The sequence below is a fragment of the Bradyrhizobium sp. USDA 4538 genome (assembly GCF_024171045.1).
Lineage (GTDB): Bacteria > Pseudomonadota > Alphaproteobacteria > Rhizobiales > Xanthobacteraceae > Bradyrhizobium > Bradyrhizobium australafricanum.
The window spans coordinates 6674277-6695937 of record NZ_JALJZE010000001.1; the positions used below are offsets into that span (position 1 = coordinate 6674277).

25 protein-coding genes are annotated in these 21661 nt (G+C 65.6%); 15 read left to right on the forward strand and 10 right to left on the reverse strand.

Features of this window, described 5'->3' with window-relative positions; translation table 11 throughout:
• Positions 1-92 precede the first annotated feature (92 nt).
• On the forward strand, positions 93-1337 hold the full coding sequence (locus J2R78_RS30280; RefSeq protein WP_253607880.1) for a YbfB/YjiJ family MFS transporter: 1245 nt from the start codon (positions 93-95) through the stop codon (positions 1335-1337).
• Here J2R78_RS30280 and J2R78_RS30285 read toward each other — a convergent pair.
• The 4 genes from J2R78_RS30285 to J2R78_RS30300 form a co-directional block, all read right to left on the reverse strand.
• Positions 1334-2485 (reverse strand): aminotransferase class V-fold PLP-dependent enzyme, encoded by a 1152-nt coding sequence (locus J2R78_RS30285; protein ID WP_253607881.1) that lies wholly within the window; start codon positions 2483-2485, stop codon positions 1334-1336. The genes J2R78_RS30280 and J2R78_RS30285 overlap by 4 nt on opposite strands.
• 55 nt (positions 2486-2540) lie before the next feature.
• On the reverse strand, positions 2541-3428 hold the full coding sequence (locus J2R78_RS30290) for a hypothetical protein (protein ID WP_253607882.1): 888 nt from the start codon (positions 3426-3428) through the stop codon (positions 2541-2543).
• An 87-nt stretch (positions 3429-3515) separates the two neighbouring features.
• Positions 3516-4268, reverse strand: a complete 753-nt coding sequence (fliP, locus tag J2R78_RS30295; protein WP_253607883.1) for a flagellar type III secretion system pore protein FliP — start codon at positions 4266-4268, stop codon at positions 3516-3518.
• Entirely contained in the window at positions 4265-5209 is a 945-nt protein-coding gene (locus J2R78_RS30300) for a flagellar biosynthetic protein FliO (RefSeq protein WP_253607884.1), read from the reverse strand. Before J2R78_RS30300 ends, fliP begins: the two co-directional genes overlap by 4 nt.
• A gap of 359 nt (positions 5210-5568) precedes the next feature.
• Here J2R78_RS30300 and flgB point away from each other — a divergent pair, with 359 nt between their 5' ends.
• From flgB to J2R78_RS30345, 9 genes are all read left to right on the forward strand, one after another.
• Positions 5569-5979 carry a flagellar basal body rod protein FlgB gene (gene flgB / locus J2R78_RS30305; RefSeq protein ID WP_028337153.1) on the forward strand — a complete coding sequence of 137 codons (411 nt, stop codon included), beginning with the start codon at positions 5569-5571 and terminating at the stop codon, positions 5977-5979.
• Between the two features lie 39 nt (positions 5980-6018).
• Positions 6019-6444: a flagellar basal body rod protein FlgC gene (flgC, locus tag J2R78_RS30310; RefSeq protein ID WP_018272466.1), complete on the forward strand. Its 426-nt coding sequence runs from the start codon at positions 6019-6021 to the stop codon at positions 6442-6444.
• A 26-nt stretch (positions 6445-6470) separates the two neighbouring features.
• Positions 6471-6782 carry a flagellar hook-basal body complex protein FliE gene (gene fliE / locus J2R78_RS30315; RefSeq protein WP_057018333.1) on the forward strand — a complete coding sequence of 104 codons (312 nt, stop codon included), beginning with the start codon at positions 6471-6473 and terminating at the stop codon, positions 6780-6782.
• Between the two features lie 146 nt (positions 6783-6928).
• Positions 6929-7192: a flagellar biosynthesis protein FliQ gene (gene fliQ, locus J2R78_RS30320; protein WP_016844766.1), complete on the forward strand. Its 264-nt coding sequence runs from the start codon at positions 6929-6931 to the stop codon at positions 7190-7192.
• An 18-nt stretch (positions 7193-7210) separates the two neighbouring features.
• Positions 7211-7981 carry a flagellar biosynthetic protein FliR gene (gene fliR, locus J2R78_RS30325; protein WP_016844767.1) on the forward strand — a complete coding sequence of 257 codons (771 nt, stop codon included), beginning with the start codon at positions 7211-7213 and terminating at the stop codon, positions 7979-7981.
• A gap of 11 nt (positions 7982-7992) precedes the next feature.
• Positions 7993-9066 carry a flagellar biosynthesis protein FlhB gene (gene flhB, locus J2R78_RS30330; protein WP_057018335.1) on the forward strand — a complete coding sequence of 358 codons (1074 nt, stop codon included), beginning with the start codon at positions 7993-7995 and terminating at the stop codon, positions 9064-9066.
• Positions 9067-9208: 142 nt separating this feature from the next.
• Entirely contained in the window at positions 9209-11779 is a 2571-nt protein-coding gene (gene cckA, locus J2R78_RS30335; RefSeq protein WP_253609957.1) for a cell cycle histidine kinase CckA, read from the forward strand.
• Between the two features lie 242 nt (positions 11780-12021).
• Positions 12022-12984, forward strand: coding sequence for a Tim44-like domain-containing protein (locus J2R78_RS30340; RefSeq protein ID WP_028337150.1), 963 nt, complete (start codon positions 12022-12024; stop codon positions 12982-12984).
• A gap of 151 nt (positions 12985-13135) precedes the next feature.
• Positions 13136-13813 (forward strand): lectin, encoded by a 678-nt coding sequence (locus tag J2R78_RS30345; RefSeq protein ID WP_076825625.1) that lies wholly within the window; start codon positions 13136-13138, stop codon positions 13811-13813.
• Between the two features lie 119 nt (positions 13814-13932).
• Here the strand turns inward: J2R78_RS30345 and J2R78_RS30350 are convergent, their stop codons facing one another.
• Positions 13933-14340 carry a DUF3606 domain-containing protein gene (locus J2R78_RS30350; protein WP_253607885.1) on the reverse strand — a complete coding sequence of 136 codons (408 nt, stop codon included), beginning with the start codon at positions 14338-14340 and terminating at the stop codon, positions 13933-13935.
• A 153-nt stretch (positions 14341-14493) separates the two neighbouring features.
• Here J2R78_RS30350 and J2R78_RS30355 point away from each other — a divergent pair, with 153 nt between their 5' ends.
• Entirely contained in the window at positions 14494-15201 is a 708-nt protein-coding gene (locus J2R78_RS30355; protein ID WP_253607886.1) for a glutathione S-transferase, read from the forward strand.
• 101 nt (positions 15202-15302) lie between these two features.
• Here the strand turns inward: J2R78_RS30355 and J2R78_RS30360 are convergent, their stop codons facing one another.
• Both J2R78_RS30360 and J2R78_RS30365 read right to left on the reverse strand, forming a co-directional pair.
• The gene (locus tag J2R78_RS30360; RefSeq protein ID WP_253607887.1) at positions 15303-15662 is read right to left on the reverse strand and encodes a GFA family protein; all 360 of its coding nucleotides are present in this window, start codon (positions 15660-15662) and stop codon (positions 15303-15305) included.
• Between the two features lie 9 nt (positions 15663-15671).
• Positions 15672-16346: an isoprenylcysteine carboxylmethyltransferase family protein gene (locus J2R78_RS30365; RefSeq protein ID WP_253607888.1), complete on the reverse strand. Its 675-nt coding sequence runs from the start codon at positions 16344-16346 to the stop codon at positions 15672-15674.
• Between the two features lie 146 nt (positions 16347-16492).
• On the opposite strand from J2R78_RS30365, the gene J2R78_RS30370 reads away from it, so the two are divergent.
• Positions 16493-16819 carry a helix-turn-helix transcriptional regulator gene (locus J2R78_RS30370; protein ID WP_253607889.1) on the forward strand — a complete coding sequence of 109 codons (327 nt, stop codon included), beginning with the start codon at positions 16493-16495 and terminating at the stop codon, positions 16817-16819.
• The gene (locus tag J2R78_RS30375; protein WP_225647937.1) at positions 16819-17259 is read left to right on the forward strand and encodes an SRPBCC domain-containing protein; all 441 of its coding nucleotides are present in this window, start codon (positions 16819-16821) and stop codon (positions 17257-17259) included. The genes J2R78_RS30370 and J2R78_RS30375 overlap by 1 nt, the downstream gene beginning before the upstream one ends.
• Here the strand turns inward: J2R78_RS30375 and J2R78_RS30380 are convergent, their stop codons facing one another.
• Together J2R78_RS30380 and J2R78_RS30385 are read right to left on the reverse strand one after the other, a co-directional pair.
• Positions 17260-17721, reverse strand: coding sequence for a hypothetical protein (locus tag J2R78_RS30380; protein ID WP_225164254.1), 462 nt, complete (start codon positions 17719-17721; stop codon positions 17260-17262).
• A gap of 103 nt (positions 17722-17824) precedes the next feature.
• Positions 17825-18142 (reverse strand): Kazal-type serine protease inhibitor family protein, encoded by a 318-nt coding sequence (locus J2R78_RS30385; RefSeq protein ID WP_253607890.1) that lies wholly within the window; start codon positions 18140-18142, stop codon positions 17825-17827.
• Between the two features lie 231 nt (positions 18143-18373).
• Here J2R78_RS30385 and J2R78_RS30390 point away from each other — a divergent pair, with 231 nt between their 5' ends.
• A complete protein-coding gene (locus J2R78_RS30390) occupies positions 18374-20029 on the forward strand; it encodes a fumarate hydratase (protein WP_038386003.1) in 1656 nt (551 codons plus the stop codon).
• Positions 20030-20038: 9 nt separating this feature from the next.
• Positions 20039-20710 carry a DUF429 domain-containing protein gene (locus J2R78_RS30395; protein WP_253607891.1) on the forward strand — a complete coding sequence of 224 codons (672 nt, stop codon included), beginning with the start codon at positions 20039-20041 and terminating at the stop codon, positions 20708-20710.
• On the opposite strand, the gene J2R78_RS30400 is transcribed toward J2R78_RS30395, so the two are convergent.
• The gene (locus tag J2R78_RS30400) at positions 20707-21651 is read right to left on the reverse strand and encodes an SH3 domain-containing protein (protein ID WP_253607892.1); all 945 of its coding nucleotides are present in this window, start codon (positions 21649-21651) and stop codon (positions 20707-20709) included. The genes J2R78_RS30395 and J2R78_RS30400 overlap by 4 nt on opposite strands.
• Between the last annotated feature and the right edge of the window lie 10 nt (positions 21652-21661).

Consider the following 21661-nt stretch of genomic DNA (forward strand, 5'->3'; position numbering starts at 1 on the left):
TCCCGATCGGGAGAGGTGAGCCGTGATCGCTGCGAGCGATTGCTGCGATCGCAACTAATCATTTTTCACGAACGGCCGGAGGGCCTACTGCGATGTCCATGTCAGCCAACGTCAATCATCAGCCGCGCCATCATCACGCCGCGCCGTATCGCGATGCAGGCGGGCCGTTTTGGCTGTCCGCGGCCGCGGGGCTGTGCGCCTCGCTGGTCGGGCTCGGACTGGCGCGCTTCGCCTACACGCCGCTGATCCCGGCTTTGATCGCCGCAAAGTGGTTCACGCCGGCGGAAGCGGTCTATCTCGGTGCGGCCAACCTTGCCGGCTATCTCGCCGGCGCGCTGATCGCCCGCGATCTCGGAGCGCGCATCGGCTCGGTGTGGGCGCTGCGCGGCATGATGGTGCTCGCCGCGATCACCTGCTTTGCCTGCGCGGTGCCGATCTCCTTCGTGTGGTTCTTCGGCTTCCGCTTTCTCGCCGGCGTCAGTGGCGGCGTGATCATGGTGCTGGCGGCAACCGCGATCCTGCCGCATACCGCGCCGAGCAAGCGCGGCCTGATCGGCGGCGTGATCTTCGCCGGCGTTGGCCTCGGCGTCGCCGCATCCGGCACACTGGTGCCGCTGTTGCTGCAGCAGGGCGTCAAGCAGGCCTGGTACGGCCTTGGCGTGCTGTCGGCGGTGCTGACACTGATCAGCTGGAGGGCGTGGCCCGCCGAAGCTCCTGCCGCGCGTGGCGTGGTCGAGCAGCCCGTCGCGTCGCATGGCCTGCGCTCGCCGCTGGTGATCGCGCTGTGCCTGGAATATGGCCTCAACGCGCTGGCGCTGGTGCCGCACATGGTGTTCCTGGTCGACTTCGTCGCGCGCGGCCTCGGGCAGGGCATCGCGGCGGGATCGCATTACTGGGTGCTGTACGGTATCGGCGCCGTGATCGGACCGTTGCTCACGGGACACCTCGCCGATCGCGCCGGCTTTGCCGCGGCGCTGCGCGCGGCGTTCCTGATCGAGGCCGTTGCGGTTGCGCTGCCCGCCGTGACGAATTCGCCTGCTGCGCTGATCGCGTCGAGCCTGATCGTCGGCGGCTTCACGCCCGGCATCGTGCCGCTGGTGATCGGCCGCATCCACGAGCTGATCCCGCATTCCGCGGCGAGCCAGCGTTCAGCCTGGGCGCAGGCCACCACGACCTTCGCGCTGTTCCAGGCGGCGGGCGCTTACGGCCTGTCCTGGCTGTTCGCACGCAGCGGCGGCGACTATGCGCTGCTGTTCGCGATCGGCGCGGCCGGAGTGGTCGTCGCGCTGGCGATCGAACTGTTCGGCGTCGTGGGACTGCGGCACAAGTCCAGCTAACCGCGCAACGTTTTGGTCAAGACAGCGACGAGGCGATCGACATCGGCCTCGTCGTTGAAAACGTGCGGCGAGATCCGCATCCGGCCAAGCCGCAGCGCAACATGGATGTTCTCGGCGGCGAGCCGCGCGATAAGTTCTTTCGGGATGCCGCCCGCCATGCCGAGGCTCAGGATGTGCGGCGCACGCACGCTGCGCGCCGGCACGTTGAGCCCGAGGTCACGCACGCCGCCCGCGATCCGCTCGTTCAGCATCGCGAGCCGCGCGCTGACGGCCGCGGCGCCCCATTCCGCCATCATCTCGATGCCGATCGAGGCCATCTCCAGGGTGATGAAATGATCGCGCTCGCCCATGTCGTAACGCGTGGCGTTGTCGACATAGGCGAGATCGCCGAAATAGACCGGATTCTCGGAGTTCACGTTGCGGCGGCCGCTGGAGGTCTGCTCCAGCGGCACGCCGTTCTGGTGGCGTTTTGCAATGTAGAGGAAGGCGCGCCCGTAGGGGCCGATCAGCCATTTGTAGGTCGGAAACATCACGGCGTCGGGGTCGAGCCTCGTCACGTCCATCGCCACGACACCCGCGCTCTGCGTCGCGTCGATCACGAACATTGCGCCGTGCTGCCGAAGCGCGGCCTGCACCTTGTCGACGTCGATCATGCCGCCGTCCGACCAGTGCACCGAGGAGATCGAGGCGAGGCCGACCGGCGGCGCGCCCGGCCGCTCGATCGTTGCAAGCACTGCCGATGTCCAGTCGCCGTCGGCGGGCTGGCGCACGGTGTCGACGACGAACCCTTGCGCCTCGGCGCAGGCGTGCCATTCGAGGACCGGCGAGGAATGGTCGTTCTCCAGCACGATGACGCGGGTGCCGCGCGGAATGCTCAGCGCCTTCGCCACCGTCGCGACGCCGTAGCTGATCGCGGGGATCAGCGCGACATCGTCGGGCGCGGCCTTGATCAGGCGGGCCGCCGCGCTACGGGCGCGCTCATGCTGCCGGCCGGCGAAGCCGGGATCGATGGTCCATGGCTGGCCTTTGCGTCCCACCGCCGCGCGGCCGGCATCGAGCGTCTTCAGCGGCAGCGGGCTGTAGGACGCCGAATTCAGGTAGCAGACCTCGCGTGGAATCTCGAACAGATGGCGCTGGGAGGGAAGCATGTCGTCTCGTTTGCTGGAATTTGCGGATCATGACGTGACGCCGAAGAGCGCGCGCTCATCCGTCATACTGGTCCGGCCCCATCGCCCAAGGCGCCTGGTCATAGCCGTTGGCGAAGGTGCGGTTGGTCTGCGCCGGATTGCGATTGACCAGCGGCCGCAGAAACATCGGATGCGTGGCGCTGCGCACCTCGTGCTCGACGGTGAACAGATGTCGGCCGTCGGCCGGATCGACGATATCGCAGAAGCGGTACTGGTATTGATTGTCTTCGCGGGAGACCAGATTGCGTTCGCGCAGTCGCTGGTAGGGGCCCGAGAAGTCCGTGATGTAGATCTGGATGTGATGGCCGTCGAATTCGCCCTGCGCAGCGTCGCTCTCGCGGAATTGCAGGTACTGATCCTTGCCGACTTTTGCGCGCGCGACGACGCCGTCGCCGTTCACGACGCTGGCGGGGATGCCCATGATCTCAGGATAGAACCTGCAGATCGCCTCAGCCGTGCCGCGCGGCACCTCGAACTCGACATAGGGTATGCCAAGCGCGATGCGCCCGAACCGTTCGGCGTCCGGTTCGAAGCAGCGCAGGCGGTTGCCCCAGGGGCAGATGGCCTCGACGTGATCATTGCGCTCGCGATAGCTGAACGCGGTGCCCTCGAGCTTGGGCGCGACGGCGGCGAGCCGCTGCAGCAGGGCCTGCCGCCCGGCGATCACGATGCCGGTGTGGCCGCGCAGCACCTGCTGGCGGCCGCTTGGCAGATGAAACTGGCTGCGGCCGACATTCACCCACATGTTGCTGTCGGAGACCATCAGATAGGGATCGCGCGTCAGCCCGATGCCGGCGACGTAGAACAGCGTGGCGAGGCGCTGGTCCGGCACCTGCACGTTGACATGTTCGAGATGGATGGCGTTGCCGAGATCTTCTGCGGCGCGGTCGAATGGTTGCTGCACGGCGCGGCTCCCTGGATGCGGTGCCGCGCATGATAGTGCAACGGTGTGGCCGATCCAGCTGACGGGCCATGAATGTTTCGCAGGGCGCTACCCGCCGTAACTCTGCACCAGGCTGCCGGCGACCAGGGCCCAGCCGTCGACCAGCACGAAGAAGATCAGCTTGAACGGCAGCGAGACCACCACCGGCGGCAGCATCATCATGCCCATCGACATCAGGACCGAGGCGACCACGAGGTCGATGATCAGGAACGGCAGGAACAAGAGGAAGCCGATCTCGAAGGCGCGTTTCAGCTCGGAGATCATGAAGGCCGGCACCAGGATGCGCAGCGACATCTCCTCCGGCGTCGCCGGCGGCGGCTCGCCCGAGAGGTCCATGAACAGCTTCAAATCCTTCTCGCGGACGTTCTTCTGCATGAAGCCGCGCAAGGGGACCGAGGCGCGCTGCAACGCGTCCTCAACGCCGATCTGGTTGGCGACCAGCGGCTTGATGCCGTCGTCATAGGATTTCTGCAGCACCGGCCCCATCACGAAGGCGGTGAGGAACATCGCAAGCGCGATCATCACCGAGTTCGGCGGCGCGGTGGCGGTGCCGAGCGCGGTGCGCAGTAGCGACAGCACGACCACGATGCGCGTGAACGACGTCATCATGATCAGGATCGACGGCGCGATCGACAGCACCGTCAGCAGCGCAATCAGCTGGATCGCGCGCTCGGTCACGCCGCCATTGCCGCCGCCGAGATTGATGCTGATATCCTGCGCCACCGCCGGATCAGCGAGGGATCCGGCGGCGATCAGGACAGCGATGAAAAAAACTCTACGCGGGACTGCCCCTGGCCTCACGAAGGATTCTTCGGTCGGCCGAGCAGCGAGGCCATCTCGTCCTCGAGATTTTCGAACCCGCTCTTCTGTCCGCCGGCGGGCGGGGCGGGCGGCTCGCTGCGCTGCGGGCGCGCCGGCGGCGCCTCGGGCGCAACCGGCGGCGCGACGGTCTCGCCGGCGCCGGTCGGGCGGCGCAGCGCCGCTTCGAGCCGTTGCGCCATCTCGGCGAGATTGGCGTCGGCGTTCGATGGAGGCGGCGGAGCCGGAGGCGCCTGCGTTGCAGCCGGCGGCGGTGCCTGGGAAGGCGGTGGCGGCGGCGTCACGGCGCGCTCGGTTGTGCGCAGCGGTGGCGGCGCCTTCGGCGGCTCGGCGGCGCCGCGCGGCGGACGCGGGACGACCGGCTCGGAGCGCGGCGGCAGGCGTGGCGGCATCGGATCGGGCCACGGCTCGCCGCGTTCGGGCGTGAAGCCCGCGAGCGGATCGCTGCGACGCTCGGCGATCGGCGGCGGGGGCCGGCGCAGCTCGTCGGCGAAGGAGGGCCGCGTCTGACGCGGCGGCAGCTCCGGCTCGGGAAGGTCGAAATTGTCGGAGCGGGCGGCATCGCTCTCGTTCCAGGCTGCATCCGGAAGCGGCGCCACGCGCGGCGGCGCGGCATCGGCTGCGACCGCGGGGCGGGTCGACATTTGATCGCGCGCGGGCATCGCGCGGACGATATTCGGCTCGACGACGATATCGGTGGGGCCGCCGATCATCAGGAGATGCTCGATGTTGTCGCGGCGGACCAGCACCAGGCGGCGCCGCCCGTCAACGGCGGCAGCGTCGATCACCGCCAGGCGCGGCATGCGCCCGCGGTTGGCGTTGGCCCCGAGGCGGTTTCCGGCGAAGCGGCGGACGAGCCATGCGGTCACGCCGATCAGCGCCAGCACGACAACGAATGCCAAGACGAATGTAATGACCTGCATATTGGAGTCCCCGGCCATCTTGGCCTTCCTCAGCTTTCGCCATCAACGGGCGCGGATTGATAGGTGCGGTTTGCGCAGCGAATCGCGCCCGAGATTCGCCTTATTTCTTAATTCCCAGCGGCTTGCAGCCCACTGTTCTATTAATAAACCAAGAATCGCTTGTCCCAAAACGACTTCTCAGCGCCCCACGCTGTCTTGGTTTGTGCTGGTTAACGCAGCATTCGTGGCGAAAATGCGCTCGCAGGCCGCAGTTGCGGCGTTCTCCACGGATCCGTCCGGCATTTTAACCACCCGTTAACCATGCACCGGGCAAATTCTGCCTACCTCGGAAGAGCCCTGAGGTTAACGGAGCCGCGGCGATGGCCATGAACGATCTCCCGATCCTGTCGGCGTTGCGCACCAAGATGCAGTGGCACCAGGAGCGCCAGCGGGTGCTCGCCGAGAACATTTCCAATTCCGACACGCCGAACTTCCGGCCGCGGGACCTGGTCGAGCCGAAGTTCGACCGGGCCGGCGCCACGGTTGGCGGCGGCGTGGGGACGCTGCCGATGATGCAGACCAGCGCTACCCACATGGCGGCGTCCGGCGCGCCCGACAGCTTCGACAACGATCGCGGCAAGAGCGGGTTCCAGACCCGTCCGGCCGGCAACGCGGTCAATCTCGAGGAGCAGATGCTGAAAGTGTCGGCCAACCAGATGGACTATGCGGCCGTCACCTCGCTCTACAGCCGCAGCCTGCATCTGCTGAAGACTGCGATCGGCAAGGGCTAGAGCAAGGGTTAGCCCGCCTGACGGCGGCAGGAGGATCCCATGGCAGATGGAACAAGCGATTTCGCCCGCTCGATGAGCATCGCGACCTCAGGCCTGCGGGCGCAGGCGGGGCGCATGCGGGTGATCTCGGAAAATATCGCCAATGCCGATTCGACGGCGCAGACCGCGGGCGGCGACCCTTACCGCCGCAAGGTGCCGACCTTCTCCTCCACGCTCGATCGCACGCTCGACGCCCAGGTCGTGGCGCTGGGCCGGATCCGCCCCGACCAGTCTTCGTTCCGGGTCAAGCACGAGCCGGGCAATCCGGCGGCGGACGCCTCGGGCAACGTCAAATATCCGAACGTCAATGCGATGGTCGAAATGACCGACATGCGCGACGCCCAGCGCTCCTACGAGGCCAACCTCAACATCATCAGCGCGACGCGGCGGATGATCCAGCGCACGCTCGACATCCTCAAGTCCTGACGCAACAAGAACAGGGAACGTAAATCATGGCTTCACCGACAGTCGCCGCCAACGCCTACGCCAACCTCGCCAAGATGATGGAGCGCGGCGGCGCCGAGAAGGCCGGGCAGGCCGTCGCCGGCCCATCCTTCAGCGCGCTGCTGAAGGACTCCGTCGGCAGCGTCCTGGAGGCGGGCAAGAAGTCCGACGCGCAGACCATGGCGATGACCTCGGGCAAGGCGAACGTGATGGATGTGGTGACGGCGGTCGCCGACACCGACGTTGCGGTGTCGACGCTGGTCTCGGTGCGCGACCGCGTGATCCAGGCCTATGAAGACATCATGAAGATGCCGATCTGACGTCGCTTGCGACGTCATCCCGGGGCGATGCGCAGCATCGAGCCTCAGATGTGCAATTGCACATCAAAGATCTCGAGGTTCCGGGTTCGATGCTTTGCATCGACCCCGGAACGACGGTGCAAACAACTGACAGCGAGAACTCAACAATGACCGGCCCCGAAACCCTCGACGTGGCGCGCGATGCGATCTGGACCATCGTGGTGGTGTCGTCGCCCCTGATGGTGGTCGGCCTCGTGGTCGGCGTCGTGGTGTCGCTGTTCCAGGCGCTGACGCAGATCCAGGAGCAGACCCTGATTTTCGTGCCGAAGATCCTCGCGATCTTCGTCACATTGCTGCTGGCGCTGCCGTTCATGGCGGACTCGCTCAGTAGCCACATGATGCGGATTTCATCGCGAATCATCGGCGGTTGATGCACTAATGCCGCGGTCATGCGCATCGATGTCTCCCTGCTGCCGGCGCTGGCCGCGATCTTCGTGCTGGTCTTCGCGCGCGTGGGCGCGATGGTGATGCTGCTGCCCGGTTTCGGCGAGAGCAACATCCCGGCGCGGGTCAAGCTGTCGATCGCGCTGTTGCTGACGCTGATCATCCTTCCCCTGCATCGCAACGCCTATCATGTCGACCTGACGTCGATCTCCTCGCTCGGCGTCCTGATGGTGCATGAGCTCATCATCGGCATCGTGCTCGGCGCGACCGCGCGGGTGACGCTGTCGGCGCTCAACGTCGCGGGCTCCGTGATCGCGCAGCAGCTCGGCCTCGGCTTCGTCACCGCGGTCGATCCGACCCAGGGGCAGCAGGGCCAGATTATCGGCAACTTCCTCACCATCCTCGGCCTCACGCTGCTGTTTGCGACCGACAGCCACTATCTCGTCATTGCGGCGCTGAGCGAGAGCTACCGCATTTTCTCGCCGGGCGAGATCATGCCGACCGGCGATGTCGCAGCGCTTGCGACCTCGGCCTTCTCCGCCGCCTTCAAGATCGGCCTGCAGCTGTCCGCGCCGTTCCTGGTGTTCGGCCTGGTCTTCAACATCGGGCTTGGCGTGCTGGCGCGGCTGATGCCGCAGATGCAGGTCTACTTCGTCGGCGTGCCGCTCTCGATCATGGTCGGGTTCCTGATCTTCGGCGTCGTGCTCGCCGCGATGATGAACACCTATCTCGACTATTTCCTCGGCGTCATGCGCCAGCTCGCTCCGATGAATTAGGGGGAGAAGCAGTGGCGGACGATACCGAAGACAAAACAGAAGACCCTACGCAAAAACGTCTCGATGAAGCCCTCGAGAAAGGTGACGTTGCCAAGAGCCAGGAGGTCAATACCTGGTTCGTGATCGCCGGCGGCACCTTGGTGCTGTCGACCTTCTCGGGCTCGATCGGCAGCGGCATCTTGATGCCGCTGCGCAACCTGATCGCCAATTCATGGATGATCCGCACCGACGGCGCCGGCCTGCTGGCGCTGACACAGTCGCTCGGCTACGCGGTGGTCGCCGCGATCGGCGTGCCGTTCCTGTTGCTGGCGCTGGCCGCGATCGCGGGCAACATGGTGCAGCATCAGCTGGTGTGGTCGGGTGAGCAGCTGAAGCCGAAATTCTCCAAGATCTCGCCGGCGGCCGGCTTCAAGCGGCTGTTCGGCAAGCAGGCGGTGGCGAATTTCCTGAAGGGCCTGTTCAAGCTGATTGCGCTCGGCGCCGTGATGGTCGCGGTGCTGTGGCCCGACCGGATGCGGATGGAATCCTTCCTGCGGGTCGATCCGGCCGAGCTGCTGCCCGCCATCACCGGCATGACGGTGCACCTGTTGGCGGCGGTGGTCGCCATCCTCGCTGCGGTCGCGATCGCCGATTACTTCTTCCAGTACCGGACCTGGTACGAGCGTCACAAGATGTCGCTGCAGGAGATGAAGGAGGAGTTCAAGCAGTCGGAAGGCGACCCGCACGTCAAGGGCAGGATCAAGCAATTGCGGGTCCAGCGCGCCAAGAAGCGCATGATGGCCCAGGTTCCGAAGGCCTCGGTGATCATCACTAACCCGACCCACTATTCGGTGGCGCTGGCCTACGACCGCAGCATGTCGGCGCCGATCTGCGTCGCCAAGGGCGTCGACAATCTTGCCTTCAAGATCCGGGAGATCGCCAAGGAGCACGACATTCCGATCGTGGAGAACGTGGCGCTGGCCCGGGCGCTCTATGCGACGGTCGAGCTCGACCGGGAGATCCCGGTCGAGCACTATCACGCGGTTGCCGAAATCATCGGCTACGTGATGCGGCTGAGGCGCGGCCTGTCCGGCCTGCGGCAGTAAGGGGCGGAAAACCCGCTTGAAATGCGCGTAACTTGCGAAATTGCCGCCTGTTGGACTTGCGTTTTCGGGTCCGATTCAGGCACTCAGGGGCGAGGTGGCCGGCCGGTCGCCTTCGTGATGCAGACGAGCCATGTCTCTCCAGATGACCGCCGATAGCAACGATCCTTCCGTGACCGAGCCGTTCGTGGCCCACGGGCCAGCGCGGCGGAACGGCAGCATCCTGCTGGTGGTCCTGATCGCCGCCGGCATCGTCGCGGTGGCGGTCTGGCTGATGACCATCGGCCGCACCGAGGCGCAGCCCTATATCCTCGGCGTGCTGGCGCTGCTCGCCACAGTCGGGCTGTTCAACCTGTTCGCCCTTGCCGCCGGCATCATCCGCTTCTCCGACCGTGCCACCGATGATCCGGTGATGGCGCGGATCGCCGACCAGGCCCAGGAAGGGCTCGTCGTCACCGACTCCCGCGGCCACGTGGTCTATTCCAACGCCGCCTATCTCACGCTGACCGGCGCGGCCGGGCCGCAGGACGTCCGTCCGGTCGAGCGCGTCTTCATCGGCAACCCCGACGTCTCCGAGGCCGTGTTCCGCCTTTTGAAGGCTGCCCGCGAGGGCAAGCGGCAGCAGGAGGAGGTCCGCGTCGCCGGCCAGGAGGCCGGCCAGGGCCGCTGGCTGCGCCTGCGGGTACGCCCACTCGGCGAGGGCAAGCGCGATGCGAAATATGCGGTTTGGTCGATCGCCGACGTCACCCGCGACCGCGAGCGCCAGGAAGACGTGTTCCAGGAGCTGCGGCACGCGATCGAATATCTCGATCACGCGCCATGCGGCTTCTTCTCGGTCAATCCGGCCGGCGAGATCGCCTATGTCAACGCCACGCTGGCCAACTGGCTGGACTACGATCTGGCCGAGATCGGCTCGGGCGGCCTGAAACTGACCGACATCGTCTCGGGCGACGGCGCGGCGCTGTTGACCTCGATTGCGGCGGTGCCGGGCGAGGTCAAGACCGAGGTGTTCGACATCGACCTGCGGATGCGCGGCGGCAAGACCGTGCCGGTGCGGCTCTATCACAAGCTCGCTTTCGGCTCCGACGGCGCGGCGGGCGCCTCGCGCACGCTGGTGATCAGCCGCGCCCGCGACGAGCATTCCGATCCGGAGCGCGCCGCCGAGGTGCGCTTCATGCGCTTCTTCGACCATACGCCGATGGCGATCGCGACCGTCGATCGCGGCGGCAATGTGGTCGGCGCCAATGCGCGCTATGCCAAGCTGGCGCAGGGCCTGAACGGCGACGGCGGCGCCGCCAAGTCGATCTTCCGCGCCGTCAATCCGCGCGACCGCGGCCTGCTGATCGCCGCGATCAACCAGGCGGCCGAGGGCCAGGGCGACATCGCGCCGGTCGAGGTGATGCTCGACGGGCCCAAGGAGCGCTTTGCCCAGTTCTTCGTCACCACCGTCGAGAAGGACGAGCGCGACGCCGAGACCGCGATCGTCTACATGCTCGAAACCACCGAGCGGCGCGCGCTGGAAAACCAGATCAACCAGTCGCAGAAGATGGAGATGGTCGGCCAGCTCGCCGGCGGCATCGCGCACGACTTCAACAACGTGCTGTCGGCCATCATGATGGCCAACGACTTCCTGCTGAACGCGCACAAGCCGACCGACCCGTCGTTCCAGGACATCATGCAGATCAAGCAGAACGCCACCCGCGCCGCGACGCTGGTGCGGCAGCTGCTTGCATTCTCGCGCCGCCAGACGCTGCGGCCGCAGGTGCTCGATCTCGGCGATGCATTGAGCGACCTCACCATGCTGCTGCGCCGGCTGATCGGCGAGAAGGTCAAGCTCGACCTCGTGCATGGCCGCGACCTGTGGCCGGTGAAGGTCGACGTCTCGCAGTTCGAGCAGGTGGTGGTCAATCTCGCGGTCAACGCGCGCGATGCGATGCCCGACGGCGGCAAGCTGATCATCCGCACCGCCAATGTGCCGACCGAGGAAGCCGCCCAACTCGCCAACAAGGGCATGCCGGCGGCGGACTATGTGAAGATCGAGATCGCCGACACCGGCACCGGCATTCCGGCCGAGATCATCGACAAGATCTTCGAGCCGTTCTTCTCGACCAAGGAAGTCGGCAAGGGGACCGGTCTCGGCCTGTCCACGGTCTACGGCATCGTCAAGCAGACCGGCGGCTTCGTCTATGTCGATTCCGTGCCGGGCGGCGGCACCACGTTCCGGATCTATCTGCCGCGGCATCGCCAGCAGCACGAGGTCGCACCGGAGGCCCAGGCCGGCAACGGTGCGGCCAAGGAAACCGCCGCCGTCACGGAAGCCGCCAAGCCGAAGCCGGACCTGACCGGGCAGGGCACCATCCTGCTGGTCGAGGACGAGGACGGTTTGCGCTCGCTGAATGCGCGCGGCCTGCGTTCGCGCGGCTACAGCGTGATCGAGGCGGCGAACGGCGTCGAGGCGCTGGAGGCGTTCGAGGAGAAGAACGGCGCCGTCGATCTCGTCGTCTCCGACGTCGTGATGCCGGAGATGGACGGCCCGACGCTGCTGAAGGAAATGCGCAGCCGCAACGCGGAGCTGAAGATCATCTTCGTCTCAGGCTATGCCGAGGACGCATTCGAGAAGAGCCTGCCGGAGAACCAGCAGTTCGCGTTCCTGCCGAAACCCTTCACGTTGACGCAGCTGGTCGCCGCGGTGAAGGAAACCATGACGGCGAACTAGCCGGTTGCCGCGGCAACCGGCTTTACTTCTCGCAAGTGCGAGGCGAAATTCCGCGGTAACTGTGGTTGAAACCGGGCCTCATCCCGCGGTAGGACGCGCCGTCGCATCCACAAGGACCATAGTGTCACATCTCCGCGACCGAGGGCCGCAGCCGCGGTTCCCGTTTCCCGCTTCACTTTTAACCGTCCCTGCCCATCTTAGGGGCGTTTCCCCATGCCGGGGAATCCTTTGAGGAAACCAACATGAATTTCTCGCAACGCACGCGTGGAATTGTTCGGGCGATCGCCGTCGCGATGGCACTGGCGCTGCCCGTGATGATGACCGTTTCGGCGGCCGACGCCCGCGTTGGCGGCGGCGGCTCGCGCGGCTCGCGGACATTCTCCGCGCCGCCCTCGACCAACACGGCGCCGGGCTCGGTTGCGCCGATGAACCGCACCTTCAGCCAGCCTGGTAGCCCGAACATGGGCTCGCCGGCGGCGGCAAATTCCGGCGGCCTGTTTGGTCGCGGCGGAATGGGCCGCGGCCTGCTCGGCGGCCTGGCCGCGGGCTTCCTTGGCGCCGGCCTGTTCGGCATGCTGTTCGGCGGCGGGTTGTTCTCGGGTCTCGGCGGCTTGTCGTCGATGCTCGGCCTCTTGCTGCAGATCGGTCTGATCGTGCTCGTGGTTCGCCTTGCGATGTCGTGGTGGCAGCGCCGCAACACGCCGGCGGCCGCCTATGCCGGTGGCCCCGACGTCGGCCCCGGTCCGCAGGCGAACGCCCGCTCGGGCTTCGGCTTCGGCCTTGGCGGCGGATCGAATGCGCCGGTCGAGATCGCGCCTGGCGACTATGAGACGTTCGAACGGCTGCTCGGCGACATCCAGACCGCGTGGTCGAACGAGGACATCGCGAAGCTGCACACGCTCGCGACGCCGGAGATGGTGTCGTACTTCTCGAAGGATCTCGAGGAGAACAAGGCGCGCAACGTCACCAACAAGGTGACCAATGTGAAGCTGCTGCAGGGCGATCTGGCGGAAGCCTGGCGCGAAGGCGACAGCGAGTATGCGACGGTCGCGATGCGCTACTCGCTGGTCGACACCGTGCTCGAGCGCGGCACCGGCCGTCAGGTCGGCGGCGGCACGCAGCCGGAGGAGGTCACTGAGGTCTGGACCTTCGTACGCCAGCGCGGCGGCAATTGGGAGCTTTCGGCGATCCAGCAGACCAACTGATCGGTTGCCGGAGAATGGCAGATACAAGGCGCCGCGGCCTCGTCCGCGGCGCCTTTGTTTTGTGCCTTCATTCACATGTCGCGGCGCCGGAATATCCGGAGGGCCTGCGGGTTGATCTCAGCGGACCATAACAACCATCGGGAGGATTGAGATGAAGATCGTTGCGCATATTGCGGTTCCGGCCTGTCTTGCGTTCGTCGTCGTGGCGGCGCCGCCGGCGGCGGCGCAGACCGCCGACACCAGCTTCTTCCTGACCAGCAACGGCATCGGCAACGGCGGCAATCTCGGCGGGCTCGCCGGCGCCGACAATCATTGCCAGACGCTGGCGCAGGCCGCCGGCTTCGGTGCGCCGAAGACCTGGCGCGCCTATCTCTCGACCCAGGCGGCCGACGGCAAGGCAGCGGAGAATGCGCGCGATCGTATCGGCAAGGGACCGTGGAAGAATGTAAAGGGCGTCGTGGTCGCCAAGGACGTCGCCGACCTGCACAGCGCCGGCAACAATCTCACCAAGCAGACCGCGCTGTCCGAGAAGGGCGAGGTCGTCAACGGTGCCGGCGACACGCCGAACCGCCACGACGTGCTGACGGGGTCGCAAGCAGACGGTACAGCGTTTGCGGCCGGCGAGGACCGCACCTGCAAGAACTGGACAAGCAGCACACAAGGCGCCGCCATGCTCGGGCACTTCGACCGCAAGGGCCTGCGCGACGACGAGCCGTCAAAATCCTGGAACACGTCGCATCCCTCGCGCGGTCCCGACGGCGGCTGCTCGCAGGCTGACCTGAAGAGCACCGGCGGCGACGGCCTGCTGTACTGCTTCGCGGCTAACTGAGAGAGCGCATCTGCTTCGTCATTGCGAGTGCAGCGACGGAATCCATCCTACCATAGGCCCGGAGCGATGGATTGCTTCGTCGCCTCGCGCCTCGCAATGACGGGATAGCACGATCGCGCTCAGCTCTTCCTGCGCTTGACGGTCTTCTTTGCGGTCTTCTTCGCGGCCTTCTTTTTCTTCGCGGTTTTTTTCTTCGCCGCGAAATAGGCTTCGACCTTCTTCGAGGAATGTCCGACCGCGGCGACCGCGGTCTTGAGCCGGGCAGGGGTCACCTTGAACTTCTTCGACCAGTAGCGGACCTCGTAGGGCTCGCTGATCGCGATCCGCGCGCGGTCGGCGGCCTTGTGGCGCTGCTCCTCGAAATGGGCTTCCACCTTCTTGGCGGAATGCCCGACCTTCTTGACCGCGGCCTTCAGCTTCGCCGGCGTGACCTTGAACTTCTTGGACCAGTACGCAACTTCGTAGGACTCGCTCAACGCGATCAGAGCGCGATCTGCCGCGCCCCGCTTCTTCTTGCTGTCCGCCATAAGATGATCCCTCATCGAAAGATTCGACGTTGGAACCTTAGCAGCCTCTGTGCGGTTCGCACAGGCAGCGGTGCGCGATGGACGATCTGACCGCGGCGTGGCTACGATCGAGGTGAAGCGAAGCGATGCGGCGAAGTTTTCGGAGGTAAGTGCATGCACTATCAACTTTACTACTGGCCGATGATCCAGGGCCGCGGCGAATATGTCCGCCTCGCGCTCGAGGATGCGGGCGCCGGCTACACCGATGTCGCGCGCGCCAAGAGCGGCATGGGTGCCATGACGAAGATGATGGAGGCACACAAGGGCACGCCGCCCTTCGCGCCGCCGTTCCTCAAGGCCGGCAGTCTCGTGATCGGGCAGACCGCCAACATCCTGCTCTATCTCGGCGCGCGCCACGGCCTCGCGCCGAAGGCGGAGGGCGGAAAGCTCTGGGTGCACCAGCTGCAGCTGACGATCGCGGACTTCGTGGTGGAGATCCACGACACCCATCATCCGCTCGGGCCATCGCTGTATTACGAAGACCAGAAGGCTCCGGCGAAGAAGCGCACCGCGGAGTTCTGGGATTCGCGGGTGCCGAAATATCTCGGCTATTTCGAGGATCTCGTGCAAGCCAACCGCGGTGCGTTCGTCACCGGACGCCGGCTGACCTACGCCGACCTCTCGCTGTTCCAGATCGTGGAGGGCCTGCGCTACGCGTTTCCGAAGCGGATGGCGGCGTTCGAGAAGAAGATCCCGCGCCTGATCGCGCTGCGCGATCGCGTCGCCGAGCGGCCGAACATCAAGGCGTATCTGGCGAGCGAGCGGCGGATTCCATTCAACGAAGAGGGCATTTTCCGGCGCTACAAGGCACTGGATTTGTGATCGCCGTCATTCCGGGGCGCGAAGCGAACCCGGAATCTCGCGCCACAATCTCTGGATTCCGGGTTCACGCTCCGCGTGCCCCGGAATGACGGCGTGGAAGGCTACCGGCTCCGCCCATCCACCGGCGTCATCGCGATCCTCGACAGATCGATGCCATCGATGCAGCTGACATTCAGCGCCACGATGTCGGTGCCGTCGGGCTTCTTGCCGCGCGCGAACACGTCGACGCCGCAATCGACGCAAAGCTGATGGCGGATCGCATGGCGGTTGAAGAGATATTCCTTGAGGTTCTCGGCGCCGGCGCGAAGCTGGAAGCTCGACGGCGGCATGAACACGAAGTGCAGGCCCTTCTTGGTGCAGATCGAGCAGTTGCAGGCCGTCACCATGGCCATATCGGTGGTGCATTCGAAGCGGACCTGTCCGCAATGGCAACCGCCGGTGTAGGTCTTGCTCTCTGCCATGATGATCCCTCACCACAGCCCGGGTACGAGGCGGTAGCGCACCCGTGCCGCATAATCGGCGTAGCCTGACAACCCCGTCACCAGCGCGCGCTCCTCGATCCCTGTGCGGATCGCAAACATCACGAAGAACACCGGCACGAAGGCGAGGCCCCACCAGGAGCCGAGCGTCAGCGGCACGCCGATGAAGAACAGCATCACGCTCGTATACATCGGATGGCGGACCAGCGCGTAGGGACCGGTCGAGATGACGTGATGGTCGCGCTCGGTCTGCACCTTCACGACCGGCGCGGCGAACGAGTTGGTGCGGAACACCCACAGGATCGCCACGGTCGAGACCAGATACAGCACAAGGCCGAGCACGATCAGCGGCACGCCGTCATTGACGTCGCCAAAGCGCCGCTCGAGCCCCATCGCGACGAACCACAGCACGGCAACGACCAGGAACACCAGCATGAACCGCTTGTCCTCGGTGGGCTGGCCTTCACGCGCGGTGAGGCGCATGCGCTCGGCCAGCAGCCCGGGATCGACCTTGGCGAGCCACAGCCCGCAGGCCGGGCCGATCACGGCCGAGGCGATCAGATAGGCCCATGCGCCGGGCCAGTGCAGCGTACCTGCGAAGGCAAACAGCAGCACGGCCATGGCGATGACGAAGAAGGTATTCTGCAGAAGGAGCTTTGCGATCATGAGCGGCTCCGCGCGATTCCAGTTGATATTATCGCACCGTTTTCCCGGCAAACATGCGACCGCAGCGATCAACTTTCGGAGCAGGCGAGACGTTCCAGCGTCGCGACTGTCTTGACAATCATATAAGCAATTGCTTATATATTTTCATGCCTGTCGCCACGCAGCTGACCGATGTGTTGAAGACCCTCGCGGACCCGACGCGGCGAGCGGTGTTCGAGCGGATCGCGCGGGAAGGCGAGATCGCCGCGACCGGCCTGGTGCAGGGTTCAAAGGTGTCGCAGCCGGCGGTGTCGCAACATCTGCGCGCGCTGCGCGATGCCGGGCTGGTCGCCGAGCGGCGCGAGGGCCGCCATATCCATTATCGCATCGCGCCGAAGGGGCTCGGTCCGCTGATCGACTGGCTCGGCCACTACGAGACGTTCTGGACCGAGCGCTTCGCAAATCTGGAACGGCTGTTGAAGGAGAGTGAGTGATGGGTGAGACGCACGCGATCACGGTCGAGAAGGTGCTGCCCTACGCGGCCGAGAAGATCTGGCGGACGCTGACGACGAGCGATCGGATCACGAAATGGCTGATGCCGAACGATTTCGTGCCGGCCGTTGGCCATCGCTTCAATTTCCACACCAAGCCGATGGGCGACTGGGACGGTGTCGTGCATTGTGAGGTGCTGGATTGCGATCCGCCGCGCCTGTTGCGCTACTCCTGGAAGGGCGGCGCTGATACCAATCCGGAATACGGCTCGAAGCTCGACACGATCGTCACCTGGACGCTGACGCCGGTCGAGGGCGGCACCCATCTGCGGATGGTGCATGACGGCTTCGTGCTGCCGGGCAACCGCTTCGCCTTCGACATGATGAGCCCGGGATGGGGCCGGGTGCTCGACGCCATCGCGCGCATCACCAGCGAAGGCTGATCACTCGTTGTTGCCGCGGCGAACCGTGATCGAGGCGTCGGTCTTGTTGCGGGTGCATTCGAGGTTGAGGCGGCGATAGCGCATCGTGATGGTGTTGCCGCGCAAGATGCCCATGCGCTTCAGGCAGCGCGAGGTGCCGGTGACGGCGTCGTCCTTCGGCACGGTGAAGATCAGCGCGGTGGCGGAGCCGACCAGGTTGAAGAACTCCGGCTTCATCTTGCGATCGGTCTTGGCGTAGAGCTCGATCGAATAATCCTTGCCGCGGCAGCCGAGCGACAATTCCTTTGCCGCCGGATGCGTGAGGTAGGTGATGTTGGCGGCGCTGAAATTGACCTTCAGTCCGTCGATCTGGCCGGCGAGCTGCTTGGCGATGTCCACGCAGGGATCGGCATGCGCAGGCGCTGCGACGAAAACCGTCGCCAGCGCGATCAGCGCGGCCGGCAGAGTGGAGCGGATGCCCAAAGGCAAGCGTCGGCGCAACGATGCTGTCACGAAATACCCCCCGCGGTATGAAAGTACGCGAAGCTACATGCAGGCTCCCGCGGAGCGCGTCAATACGGCCACGTCAGGACGCGCACCTGCCGTCCTGCGCTTTGGAAGCCCCGGCGGCCCGGCGCTCGCAATCATTGCCGTAGGTCTTGCCGTCGCAGCCGCATACGGGCTTGAAGATCTTGTTGCAGATCGTCGGGCGGAACGCGCAGGTGCCGGTCTGGTCGAAGCGGCCGCAGGTCCCGGGCTTGAACTGGCAGAACTGGCCGCGACTGCCGCATTGCAGTCCGGCAAGGCCGCCGCAGGGCCTGCCGAGGCGGGCGGCATCGGCGCCGGTCGGGATCGCGATCAACAAGGCCAGCGCCGCGAACCGGACGAAAAGCGCTGTCTTCATGAAGGTCTCCTGATGGCTTCCTGATGGTTTCCTTGGCCGTTCCGCGGCTTGCCGGCGTTGTGGCAACTTGGGATTACGATGGCATGAAACATAGCACGTGGATTGCCAGTCCCGCGCATGGCTGGAAGGCGGCCCGCTTCCCTTTCCTTTGTCGGAAAAAGGCTTAGAACGGCTCTACATTGCCGGCGGCCCCGCGGCCGGCACCGGCCTTTCGAAACCGACGAGCAGCTCATGAACGCCCCCTCAGCCTTTCCCGACCAGCAAAAGCCTGTTCCGCCCTACAAGCACACGCCTCTGTTCCCGCTTGGTGCCGACACCACGCCCTACAAGAAGGTCACGAGCGAGGGCGTCCGGGTCGAGAAGGTGTTGGGCAAGGACATGCTTGTGGTGTCGCGGGAGGCGCTGCGCGCGCTCTCCGAGGCCGCCTTCGGCGACATCAACCACTATCTGCGGCCGGGTCATCTGAAGCAGCTCCGCTCGATCCTCGAGGACAAGGAAGCCAGCGACAACGACAAGTTCGTCGCCTTCGACTTCCTGAAGAATGCCAACATCGCGGCCGGCGGCGTGCTGCCGATGTGCCAGGACACCGGTACCGCAATCATCATGGGCAAGAAGGGATGCAACGTCATCACCGACGGTGACGACGAGGCTGCGCTGTCCGAAGGCGCGCGCGATGCCTATCTGCGCCGCAATCTGCGCTACTCGCAGGTCGCTCCCTTGTCGATGTACGAGGAGAAGAACACCGCCAACAACATGCCGGCGCAGTGCGAGATCTACGCCGAGGGCGATGATGCCTACAAGTTCATGTTCATGGCCAAGGGCGGCGGAAGCGCCAACAAGAGCTTCCTGTTCCAGGCGACGCCCTCGGTGCTGACCAAGGACCGGCTGCTCGCCTTCCTGAAGGAGAAGGTGCTGACGCTCGGCACCGCGGCGTGTCCCCCGTACCACCTTGCGATCGTGATCGGCGGCACCTCGGCCGAGCTCTGCATGAAGACCGTGAAGCTTGCCTCGGCCCGCTATCTCGACGCGCTGCCGACCCACGGCTCGGCCGACGGCAATGCGTTCCGCGACCTCGAGATGGAGCAGGAAATCCTCAAGATGACGCAAAGCTTGGGGGTGGGCGCGCAGTTCGGCGGCAAGTATTTCTGCCATGACGTGCGCGTGATCCGCATGCCGCGCCACGGCGCCTCGCTGCCGATTGGGCTCGGCGTCTCCTGTTCGGCGGACCGCCAGGTGCTCGGCAAGATCACCAGGGACGGCGTCTATCTCGAGGAGCTCGAGCACAACCCGGCGCAGTATCTGCCTGCGGTGGAGCAGTCGCTTGGCGGTGAGGTCGTCAAGATCGACCTCAACAAGCCGATGAAGGAGATCCTGGCGACGCTGTCGCAATATCCGATCAAGACCCGCGTCTCGATGACCGGCACCATGATCGTGGCGCGCGACTCGGCGCACGCCAAGCTGCGCGAGCGGCTGGAGAAGGGCGAGCCGTTGCCGGATTATTTCAAGAACCATCCGGTCTATTACGCCGGTCCCGCCAAGACGCCCGACGGCTACGCCTCCGGTGCATTCGGCCCGACCACGGCGGGACGCATGGATTCCTTCGTCGACCAGTTCCAGGCGGCCGGCGGCTCGATGGTGATGGTCGCCAAGGGCAACCGCGCGGTCGCGGTGCGCGAGGCCTGCAAGAAGCATGGCGGCTTCTACCTCGGCTCGATCGGCGGCGCCGCGGCGAACCTCGCCGAGCACTGCATCAAGAAGGTCGAGGTGGTCGAGTATCCCGAGCTCGGCATGGAAGCGATCTGGCGCATCGAGGTGGTCGATTTCCCGGCCTTCATCATCATCGACGACAAGGGCAACGACTTCTTCAAGGAATTGAATCTCGGTTGAGGATCGGGGTTGATTGCGGTCGGCCTCGACGGGTTCTCCAAGGGCTGGGTCGCCGTCACCATCGACGGCGACCAGCGTACGATTTCCTTTCACAGCGATATTGCGGACGCGCTTTCGCGTCCGTTCGATCGGGCCGGGATCGATATCCCGATCGGTCTGACCGATAACGGCGAGCGCGATTGCGACCTTCTCGCGCGCGTAAGATTGCGCCCGCACACCTCGCGCGTCTTCACCGGCGCGCGGCGCTGGCTGTGGCAGCAGTTTGACGATCCCGATCTCGCGAATGCGGAAGCACTGCGCCGCGGCCAGACCCGTGTGTCGCGCCAGCTCTGGCATCTCGGCAAGAAGATCATGGAGGTCGACGGGTTCGTGCGCGCGAACGCCACGCGCGATATCCGCGAGGTGCATCCCGAGCTGGTGTTCCTGCAATTGAACGGCGGCGAGCCGTTGCCGCGCAAAAAATCGGAGGAGGGCGATGCGCTGCGCTGCAGGCTGCTGAAGCGATCAGGCTTCCGCGAGATCGATCGCTGGCTCATCGAGGTGCGCATCGGCACCGGCGCGAAGCGCGACGATGTGCTGGATGCGTGTGCAGTGGCGCTGGCTGCGCGCGAACCATGCGGAAGCGTTCCCGAAGCGCCGCCGCGAGACGCGCACGATCTGCCGATGCAGATCTGGTTCTAGCTGCAGTTCGTCACCTGGTTGGAGCACAGGCTGCGCCACCAGCCGCGCACGCCGTCATGGCTCTCCACCAGCGCCCAGTGCCCGCTGCAGGCGAGGATGCGTTTCGGACCATCGTCGGTATCGAACTCACCGCCGAGCTTGCGCAGCGCCGGCGTCCATTTGGCATCGACGAAGGGCGCCTGGAACAGCCCGCCCATCCGGGTGTAGCCGTTGGCGTAGCTCGCGCCGACCTTGTTGGCGGCAACCCATCCGCGTCCGGCATAAGGCTTTGGCGCGTTGCGCGGATAGCGCTTGTCATCTTCATAGGCCTTGCCCGGCGGCATCGCGCCCTCGATCAGGAACCAGCCGTCCTTGAAGCCGATGATACGAAACTCGGTGAGCCAGCCGCCCTCCGGCGTGTTCTCGGCCCCGCCCATCTTGAGATGGTAGGGTGGCGGCAGCTTGCCGAGCACGCGTGCCTTCACCGACGGCTCCGCGCGCACGTTGAGGCCCGCGAGGTCCTTGTCCTCCGACCAGGCGCCGAGGTCGCATGGCTCGGTGCCAGCGGGCAGTGCGTTTCGGTTCGCGTCAAGCTCGGTCTGGCGTGCGGCAAAGTCATTGTCCGACCCGTCGGCATGTCCGGTCGCGATGTCGCCGGGACCGCGCGGCTTCAATTCGGCCGACAGCGCCGTCGTGCCATCCTTGCTTAGGGTCACAACCATCATCTGACGCGGCGCGAAGACGCTTGCCGGCGTCTTCGGGTCGTCTGCGCTCGCGGCATAGACCGCGAGGTAGCCGGTGGTGCCGGCGGTATCCGTGCTGGAAGAGCTGCCCGCAACATATCCGGCCGGCACCAGCGCGACCGCGCTCGCGCGCCACGCCGGTTCGGCTTCGCTTGCTTGCTGTGCGGAAGCCGTCGTGGCTGACAACGCCAGGACGGTAACGGATGCCAGGATGCGCATGCGTGTGCGT